This window comes from Chamaesiphon sp. GL140_3_metabinner_50 (genome assembly GCF_025361915.1).
Taxonomy (GTDB): Bacteria; Cyanobacteriota; Cyanobacteriia; order Cyanobacteriales; family Chamaesiphonaceae; genus Chamaesiphon.
This window is the reverse complement of sequence record NZ_JANYJC010000162.1, coordinates 1-2,652: the sequence shown is the minus strand read 5'-3', so window position 1 is coordinate 2,652 and position 2,652 is coordinate 1. Positions and strand designations below refer to the sequence as shown.

Here is a 2,652-nt window from a genome sequence, read left to right as displayed (position 1 = left end):
GTACGATTGGGGATTGAGGCTTCGTTTCTAGATCTGAATCCCCCAAACCCCCTTAAAAAGGGGGCTAAGATCCGGATCTTAGTCCCCCTTTTTAAGGGGGATTTAGGGGGATTCTCTGGGGTCTAAGTAGCAAACTATCTTTTCAGCACGAAGCATGTGCCAAGGGAGCCAGTTCAAGTGGATAAGGCAGTGCAGCAAGCATCTGATTCATCCGCACCATTCCCTCGCGCTGAACTTTCGCTACGGCCGATCGCGACTCCAAACGTCTCATATAATTTGTAAGGTTGGGCAAATGTTGGTAGTCATAAACCAGCCGTAAATAAGTGAGCGTCGGTGCCGCAGTACAGTCTGCTAACGAAAACTGCTCCCCCGCCAGCCAAGTCCGATCTTGAAGTTTAGCTTCTAAAAAGTTACAAGCTGTTTCCAGCAACCTGCGCGCTTTGATTACCTTTTTCTTGCCGCGCAGCTCCAATTGACGCTGACTATCGGCAAACAGCACTTCTCGACTACCGTTGATATAGACATCGATAATTCTCTCGATCGATCGAATCTCTAACATCCGCTCTCGATCGAGCAAACAAGGCTGTTGAGGGAATTGACGATCGAGATATTCAATGATGATACACGCTTCAAAAATTAATTCTCCACTGTCGGTTTCTAAGGTCGGAATTTTACCAAAAGGATTAATTTTTTGGTACTGTTCCCGCACTTCTGGATCGGAAGGATTTACCTTAATTGGCGTAAAAGGGATATCTTTTTCATACAGAGCGATTAGGACTCGTTGAGAATAAGATGAAGCTGGGTTGTAATAAAGTTTCATAATTGTCGATCGGATAATGTTGGTTTACCCCCCCAACCCCCCCTTATAAAGGGGGGGCTTTCCGGTCTTGCTCCCCTTTATAAGGGGAGGGCTGGGGTGGGGTAAAGGACTACGCGGCAACTCAATAACTTAGTTTCGATCGCTAAAAATAGCCACGAATCCGATCGACAGTACCATCGATATCGTCTGGCAAATCATCGCCCCGCCAAGCTACATGTCCGTCTGGTCGTACCAAAACCAACGTCTTTTCATAAGTTTTGGCAATTTCCCGATCGTCGATCTGATAAGTCCGCAGGGGGACTTTTTTAGCTTGACAACTATCGATTAAAGCTGTGATATCGCGATCGCCAAAATTAAGTAATACCAAGCCGTGACCGAAGAGATCTAACGTCGATTTATTTGGTTCTAACCAGGCATGTGGAGCGCGACTGCCTGGATAGCTAGTTTGAGTCCACTCATCTGGTTTTTGAATGGGTGGTTTTTCTGGTTCGGTGGCAATAGCGGGCGACTCATAATAAAAGCCAAAGTGAATCCCAGGCGCGTTAAATTCGCGATTGACATCACTATTTTTCATTTTTTCTGTCACCTGTGCGCGTGCGCGCTCGCCTTCAGGTGATTCCAGCATAATTTCAGGTGGTAAAGTACGTTTGAGGGTACGTTCCAGATTGAGATTAGCCTCTTCTACAGCAGCAACCGCCAGCGGATGACGTTCGATTTGATAGGTATCTAGCAATTGGGAACCAGCCCACCCTTGCAACACAGCCGCCAGTTTCCAACCTAAATCTAAGGCATCTGAGACCCCAGTATTCATGCCGAACCCGCCGGAAGGAGATAGCGTATGCGCGGAGTCGCCGACAAAAAAGATGTTTCCCGACTGGTAATCCGTGGCAACTCGATGGGTTAAATACCACTGAGAGGTAGACAGAATTTCAATTGGCGTATCAATACCTACGGCTTCTTTTACTGCTTTTTCGGAATCGCGCAGGGTGCCATCTTCGTGGGGAGTGGCAGTTAAGCGATATAGACCCACCCCGTCCAGCGATCTCAGCGGATAGCGCAAATTATCTGGGGTCATCATAAAGGACACCAATGCTCGACGCGCTCCCAAAATCTCCGGTAGTTCTGGTGCATGAAAGAGAATGTTTTGAAATATGCGGGTGGGATGGTGGGCGAGCGTATCGACGCCGCAGGTTTTACGAATGAGGCTACTGGCACCATCGCAAGCAACCGCGTATTTAGCCTCGACCGTCGCTGTATCGCCGCTGACTAAAAATTTGATTTGACCGACAATTCCCTGCTCATTCGATTCCAAACTTTCCATCCGACAGTTGAGGTTAATCGGCCCAGCCGGAGCAATACCCAGCTCTTTCATCAGTAAGGGCACGAGCCAGTGATGGGGACAGGGATGTTCTGATTCTGGGCTATGGGGTGGTAAGGTTCGTTCGGCGTGACTACCAAACTTCAAGCGATGGATCTCGTGTTTGCCCAGAGCCGTAACCCAAGCAATATCTAGCGGATGGTCTGCTGGCCAACCCGCATCGCGAACCGATTGCGCTAAACCCCAACGGCGGAAAATTTCCATCGATCGCGGCCCGACAGTTCCAACTTTGGGGTGATCGATGACACCATCAGACTGTTCTACCAGTACATAATCAATGCCTTGGTATCGCAGTTCTAAGGCCATTGCTAGCCCCACGGGGCCGCCACCAACAATTAATACTTCTGTTTCGATCTTTTGATGATTCATAGCTGCTGGTAACTCCGAATAGGGGATAGGGGATAGGGGATAGGGGATAGGGGATAGGGGATAGGGGATAGGCTGAGATGGTGTG

2 protein-coding genes are annotated in these 2,652 nt (G+C 48.7%); both read right to left on the bottom strand.

What is annotated here, in order from left to right:
• Positions 1-142: 142 nt before the first annotated feature.
• Positions 143-820, bottom strand: a complete 678-nt coding sequence (locus tag Q0R35_RS08335; protein ID WP_295616010.1) for a glutathione S-transferase family protein — start codon at positions 818-820, stop codon at positions 143-145.
• A gap of 142 nt (positions 821-962) precedes the next feature.
• Positions 963-2,567: an FAD-dependent monooxygenase gene (locus Q0R35_RS08330; protein WP_295616007.1), complete on the bottom strand. Its 1,605-nt coding sequence runs from the start codon at positions 2,565-2,567 to the stop codon at positions 963-965.
• Positions 2,568-2,652: the final 85 nt, after the last annotated feature.